Here is a 6,654-nt window from a genome sequence, read left to right as displayed (position 1 = left end):
CTGCTTGTCCGTGAACACCCGATACCGCGAACCCGTCGACCTCACCCAGCCAGCATCCCGCGCGCCTCACCGAACATATGGGAGACACGCCCTAGATACTGCGAGCCGAGCGCGGCGCGTTCAGGCGGCTCGAAGCCCGTGCCTGACTGGGCATGCGAGGCTCATACGCTGGCGCGCTGCAGCCGGTAGTCGGCACCGTCGAAGATGAACGCTAGTTTGCGAGCCAACCAGCCTGCCTCGCTCGCCCAGGAGAGTTCCTTGCCGGGTCTGGAAGCGTCGGCGTCCTCGCTCGGCAGCGGTGGTATCTCGACTGTCCGGTCGTCTTCTCTTGAGAGCAGCATCGAGGTCAGCAGCACCTCCTCGCCGATGAGGTCGATCAGCACCAGTGCGTCCGTGCGCGTGAAGCCGTGAGTTTCGAGCAGTGCAGCATAGCCTTGGATGACGTCTGAGATTGCTGATGGTGTGAGGGTGAGGCCGAGCACGCAGCTCGCGAAGCCGTGCGTCTCCTGACAGAGCTTCCACAGCGTGCGTGCGTAGTCGCCCAGCACCGCCCGCCAGGAGTCGCTAGAGGACGGCCATTCGGTTCGCGTGACCACCATGTCGACCGCGGCAACCGCCAGGTCTTCCCGAGACTCGAAGTAGCCGTAGAGCGTGGCGTGCGTGGTGCCGAGGCGCTCGGCAACCGCGGTGACGGTGAACGAGGCCAGTCCCTCGGCGAGCACCGCTTCGATCACATCTGCCTGGGTGGTGAGTCGGGGCCTGCCCCGGCCTCGCACCACCTTCGACTGCCCGAGATCTTGTGGGGGTGTCGCACTCATCACTCCATGCTATGCCGCATCAGCGCCCTCCGGCTTGCATATTATTCGACAGCATGTCGTAATATGCTTGTTGATACTGCTTCTCAATACGCCACGGCGGAACACTTTAGAAAGAACCCACGTGCCTTCACTCTCTCGACGATTCTTGGCCCTGACCGGACTGACCCTGACCGCGGCGCTCGCGCTCAGTGCCTGCGCGCAGGCGAGCGCCCCCGACCCGGAACCTGGGGGCGAGCGTGTGCTGCGTGTCGCCGCCCTCGGCGGCAGCTCAGACACCCTCAATATCGATCAGCTGGTCTCAGAGTTGCCGCAGGTCGCGGCGATGCAGATCTGGGATTCGCTGGTGCTCTTGCGCGGCGACCAGTTCGAACAGGTGCTCGCCGAGAGCATCACGCCGAACGAGGACGGCAGCGAGTGGACGATCACACTCCCTGACGGCGTCTCGTTTCACGACGGCTCGCCGCTCACCGCAGCCGATGTGCTCTACAGTCTCGGCTGGATTGCGGCCTCGGATCGATTCGCCGCCCTGTACTCGGATTACGACGCGGCCGCCTCGCGCGTGCTCGATGAGCGAACCGTGCTGGTCGTGTTGAAACGGCCGAGGGCGGACTTCGTCGAGACCTCGCTCGCTTTGGGCAGCTACGTGATCAAGGAGGGGATGACCGATCTGAACGAGGGCAACGGCACTGGTGCGTACCGGCTCGAATCGTTCTCGGCAGACTCCGGCACGGTGCTGGTCGCGAACGAATCGTATTGGCGGGGCGAGCCGAAGATCGACCGCATCGAGCTGGTGCCCATCGCCGACCCGGCAACCCGGGCCACCGCGTTGACCGGAGGCCAGGTAGATTTCGCGCTTGGCCTGAACTCGACTGCCGCTGAGACGATCGACTCGACTGCAGGATATGAGGTGCAGCGCGGAGGCACGGCGAACTCCTCGCAGTTCGAGTTCTCGATGAACACCCGCATCGCCCCGTTCGACGACCCTGAGGTGCGGGAGGCGCTGCGCAGCCTGCTCGATCGTGATCAGCTCGTTAACATCGTGTTCAGGGGCGACGGGGCGATCGGCAACGATCTCCCTGGTCTCGGCCTTCCCGACTACCCCACACGCTTCGCCCAGGTCGAACCCGATGTGGCAGCCGCGCGCCAGGTGTTCGAGTCGAAGGGCATCACGGAGATCGGCATCCTCGTCGCTGAGACGATTCCGGGCATCACCGACGCGACTGAGCTGCTGCAGCAGCAGCTGAGCGAGATCGGTGTCACCTTGAAGCTGGAAGAAGTCGATCCGGCGACGCTGTACTCGGACATCCCGAAGATTCAGCAGGCGCAGATGTTCGCCACCTATGTGCACAACCGCCCGTTCCTCAGCCACGCAGTCACCTTCATGATCGCCGACTCCCCCTACAACTGGAGCGGCTGGGCAGATCCCGAGTTCAACGAGGCGATCACCACGCTGCAGACCGTCACAGATTCCGCTGAACGGCAGGAAGCACTCGCGCTCGCACAGGATCGCGTGTGGTCCGGCACCGCTTCACTGATCTGGGGCTTCCAGGAACAGCTCAACGGCGCCATCGATGCGCTTGAGACGGTGCCGATGACGCAGTCGCTGCCGCTGTTCTGGGAGGTCGGCTACGAAAGCTGACGTGCGGCCAGACCTCGAGGTTCGCGGCCGGCCCCGAACCCAGCAGACGCCAGTGGTTCTGTTGCTGGCACGCAGCATCGGCCGGTTTACGCTCTTGATGGTCACGATCACCTTCGTCGTGTTCATCGCGGTGACCCTGCTGCCGGGAGACGCGGCATCGCAGCAGCTCGGGCTCCGGCAAGACGAGGAGCGACTGGCTCTGCTGCGCATGGAGCTCAGGCTCGATCGCCATCCGCTCACCCGCTATGCCGACTGGGCGTGGGGGGTGCTCTGCGGCGACTTCGGCAACGTGCTGCAGACCGGGCTTCCAGTCACGCAGGTGATGGCCGGCCCGCTCAGCCGCACCCTGCTGCTGGCGGCGCTCGCGCTCATAGCTGCACTGCTCATCGGCACCACCGTCGGAATCGCTGCGGGAGTGAACAGCGGTTCCAGGCTCGATCGCGGCCTGATGACGGGGGCGATGCTAACGATCAGCACGCCCGAGTTCATCATCGGTACCCTGCTCGTGCTCGTTTTCGCGGGCTGGCTCGGCTGGTTGCCCGCCGTTTCGGTGCTGCCTGCGGGTAGCAGCCTGCTACAGCAGCCGCAGCTACTCGTCTTGCCGGTGTGCGCGCTCGCGCTCGTAGCGGGGGCGGTGCTCGCGCGGCAGTTCCGCGCCCTAGTCGCCAACGAGTATGCCCGTCCGCACATCGAGGCCGCCCGGCTCGCGGGCATTCCCGAGCACCGGGTGATCACCCGGCACCTGTTCCCCGGAATCGCGGCACCCGCCGCACAATTGATCGCCGGGACCACCCCGTACCTGCTCGGCGGGGCAGTGGTCGTCGAGCGCGTATTCGGCTTTCCCGGACTCGGTTCGCTGCTCGTGCAAGCCGTGAACACTCGCGAACCGTTCCTCACGATGGCCGCCACCACGGTGATCCTCGCACTCTCGCTGATCGCGTTTCTGTCCGCCGATCTGCTCGCGAAGAAAGGCCCGAAACGGTGAGCCTCAGCACCGGCGAGCGCCCCCGCACACGAACGATGAGATCTTGGGCTCGCGCGAGAACCGGGCCGGGCACCGCCAGGGCGAGATGGGCGCTGCTCGGCTTCGCCGCAGTGATCATCGCATCGACGCTCCTCGGTCCGCTGATCGCCGCAGCGCTCGGCCTCGATGGAGCCCGAACGACTGCGCCTGCGTTCTCCCCACCGGGCGAGGGCATGCCTCTCGGCACCGACAAGCTCGGGCGCGACGTGACCGCAAGGCTGCTGACCGGCGGTGCCGAACTACTCGGTGTCGCCGCGCTCTCGACGCTCGCCGCGATGCTCGTCGGCATCGCACTCGGGCTCGCGCTCGCCCTGAGCCATCGCCTTGCCCGGTGGCTCATGATCCTCATCGACACGCTCGTGGTGCTGCCCTCGATCATCACCATGATGCTGCTCATCTACGGTCTCGGCGGCGGGCTCGCGACCATCATCCTGGTTATGACCGTGGTATCCGCCCCCTTCATCGCCCGATACACCCGCACGTTGACCGCACAGGTCGCTGGAAGCGAGTACGTGCTGATGGCGCGCCTCGCAGGCGACTCCGCGCCGAGGATCGCCGTGCGCGAGATTCTTCCGAACCTCACCGGCCCACTACTCACTGAAACTGGCTATCGCTTCATAGGTTCGCTCTACCTGGTTGCCGCAGCAGGCTTCCTCGGCCTGCGACCGCTCGACTCAGGCAGCGACTGGGCCACGATGGTCGCCGAAGGCCTGCCCGGGATCGCGTTGAACCCCTGGGCGAGCCTTGCGCCCGCCCTCGCCATCGCCGCAGTCACGATACCTGTGAACCTGCTCCTCGACCGCAGCGGAACGGGGGCACGATGATCACCGCACAGGATTTCAGCATGCGCGGCCCGGATGGCAGGGTTGCGCTCGACAGCATCAGCCTGCAGGTCCCACGCGGCACCATTCACACGCTCACCGGGCCCTCAGGCTGCGGGAAGAGCACCTTGCTGCGGGCGTTCCTCGGGCAAAGACGAGCAGACGCGCCGCACGTGTCGGGGCAGCTCACCGTGGCCGGAGCCGAGATCTTCAGCCTCGACCGGGCCGAGCTGCTGACCGTCCGTCGCCGACGCGTCTCCTGGCTGGGCCAAGACCCCGCCCTGCTCCTCACCCCGCACTTCTCCGTGCGCGAACTGATCGCAGAGACCTCGACCGAACGCAGGCCAGGCGATGCCGCGATCGTGTCGCTTCTCGCCCAGGCGGGCCTGCACGACGGGGCGAGGCTGCTAAGCCGCCGCGCCGGCCAACTCTCCGGCGGGCAACGCCGCCGCGTCGCGATCGCGCGCGCCCTCGCCTCGCACCCCGAGCTGCTCCTCCTCGACGAACCCACCTCCGGGCTCGACCCGGCAGCGGTCGCGGAACTCGAGTCCACCCTGCGGCACTACCGCGCCCGCGGCGTCACCATGGTCATCGCCACCCACGACCGTGGCTTCTCTACCCGCCTCGCCGATTCCAGCACGGCGCTCGACGCCGGAAGCATCAGCACAGCACGCACGAAACCGAACCCTGCGACGCCCTCCTGCTCCGCATGCCAGGAACCACGCGCGCTTCTCGCCATCCCCGACCCCGTGCACGGGCCCGACGGCCTCACAGTGACCGACCTCACCGTCACCACCCCCGACGGCCACCGGATCGCGAATCGGCTCACTCTGCACATCCACCCTGGCTCCGGGCTCGCGATCCTCGGCGCCTCGGGCTCGGGCAAAAGCACCCTCGCACGCGCCATCTTCGGAGCGCACCCACAGGCGCACGGCCAACTCACCATCGATAGAGAGACCGTCGCACTCCCCCTGACCGAGCGCACCGCACGTCAGAAGCGTCTCATCCAACTCATCCCCCAAGATCCCGCAGCGAGCCTCAACCCCGCACACACCGTCTCACGGGTACTCTCGATCGCGGTGCGCCGCACGACGCCCAGGGCGCCACGACGCGCGGTGCAGCAGGGCGTGCGCGAACTGCTCGCACGCGTGCGACTCGACCCGGAGCTGCTGACCCGACGAGTCGCATTGCTCTCGGGGGGCCAGGCGCAACGGGTCGCGATCGCCCGCTCGCTCGCGCACGATCCTCGCGTGCTGATCAGCGACGAATCGACCTCAGCCCTCGACGAGACGACCGAACACAGCATCCTCGACCTCTACGCAGAACTATGTGATCGCGAACGGCTGGCCCTCATCGTGATCTCTCACGAACCGCAAGTGACCGGCAAACTGTGCGAACAAACCGTGCTGCTCTCATCGTCTCCTGATCAAGAGGTGACCTCCGGGAACGGGCGAGCAACATATTGTGTGAGGGGACACGCCGACGGGTGATTCTCGTCGGAAGTCTCGGGGACCCAACGGGAGCGACTCCTGATCTCTCGGAACAGGCATCAGGCGAATAATGATCGCGCCGGCGACAGCAATGACTGCATCAATCAGACGGCGACGACTTTGGTGCAGATCTGGAACTTGCGGACACCACGAGTGTTTCAGAAGTTCGTGTGCTCCACGATCCACCTGGCTTCGGTCTGCGCACCAGCAAGGCCATCAGCACATAGAAACACGGCAGCCTGACATGCTGGAGGCCCGGGGCGAGCGTCCTCAACCCTGAGCCTCCAACCCTGCAACTAGTTCAGCTTAGAGCTGAGCCGTTCGTGGCCGCGCGGCGGCGCTTGCCCGTACCGACGAGGATCACGACCCCCATCAGAAGCAGGATCCCCGCCCCAGCAACCAACGGGAACAGCAACTCCCCATCATCGCCGGTCGTGGCGAGCCACTCACCCTCAGGCCCCACCTGCGAGGCGGTCCCGATCTTGATGGCATCCCACCCGACCAGCGACCCGTCGAGTGCCTGTGAATCGTGTCGTGTTTGATGGAGGGTGAATCTATCCGGAAGGAACCCCCGGCATCATGCCCGTCCCCTTACCCAGCAGAACTCCGTGAACGCGCGGTTCGGCTCGTAATCGAAGCCCGGCAGAACCCCGCGACCCGTGATGGTGCGATCACGAGGATCGCGAAGCAACTCGACCTTCTCCCTGAGACGGTCCGGAAATGGGTACGCCGTGCCGAGATCGACGAGGGCATCCGACCCGGCACGACTAGGGCGTGTCTCCCATATGTTCGGTGAGGCGCGCGGGATGCTGGCTGGGTGAGGTCGACGGGTTCGCGGTATCGGGTGTTCACGGACAAGCAG

The 6,654-nt window shown here is 65.9% G+C and carries 5 protein-coding genes; 4 read left to right on the top strand and 1 reads right to left on the bottom strand.

The genetic code is table 11. From position 1 onward, the window contains the following. Positions 1-161 precede the first annotated feature (161 nt). Positions 162-734, bottom strand: coding sequence for a TetR/AcrR family transcriptional regulator (locus BMX93_RS12415; protein ID WP_177170237.1), 573 nt, complete (start codon positions 732-734; stop codon positions 162-164). Between the two features lie 229 nt (positions 735-963). Between BMX93_RS12415 and BMX93_RS12410 the strand changes: the two genes are divergently transcribed. Genes BMX93_RS12410 through BMX93_RS12395 form a run of 4 tightly spaced genes read left to right on the top strand, consistent with a single transcriptional unit; the run spans position 964 to position 5,792 of the window. Next, on the top strand, positions 964-2,457 hold the full coding sequence (locus BMX93_RS12410; RefSeq protein ID WP_091971610.1) for an ABC transporter substrate-binding protein: 1,494 nt from the start codon (positions 964-966) through the stop codon (positions 2,455-2,457). A 52-nt stretch (positions 2,458-2,509) separates the two neighbouring features. After that, positions 2,510-3,442, top strand: coding sequence for an ABC transporter permease (locus tag BMX93_RS12405; RefSeq protein ID WP_143052922.1), 933 nt, complete (start codon positions 2,510-2,512; stop codon positions 3,440-3,442). A gap of 35 nt (positions 3,443-3,477) precedes the next feature. Beyond that, complete coding sequence (locus tag BMX93_RS12400) at positions 3,478-4,305, top strand: ABC transporter permease (protein WP_218139344.1); 828 nt, start codon at positions 3,478-3,480, stop codon at positions 4,303-4,305. A 20-nt stretch (positions 4,306-4,325) separates the two neighbouring features. Beyond that, entirely contained in the window at positions 4,326-5,792 is a 1,467-nt protein-coding gene (locus BMX93_RS12395) for an ABC transporter ATP-binding protein (protein WP_177170236.1), read from the top strand. The last annotated feature ends 862 nt before the right edge of the window (positions 5,793-6,654 follow it).

Origin of the sequence: Propionibacterium cyclohexanicum (assembly GCF_900111365.1) — a bacterium.
Classification (GTDB): domain Bacteria; phylum Actinomycetota; class Actinomycetes; order Propionibacteriales; family Propionibacteriaceae; genus Propionibacterium; species Propionibacterium cyclohexanicum.
Note: the sequence above shows the minus strand (reverse complement) of the source record. Positions and strands in the feature narration are given on the sequence as shown.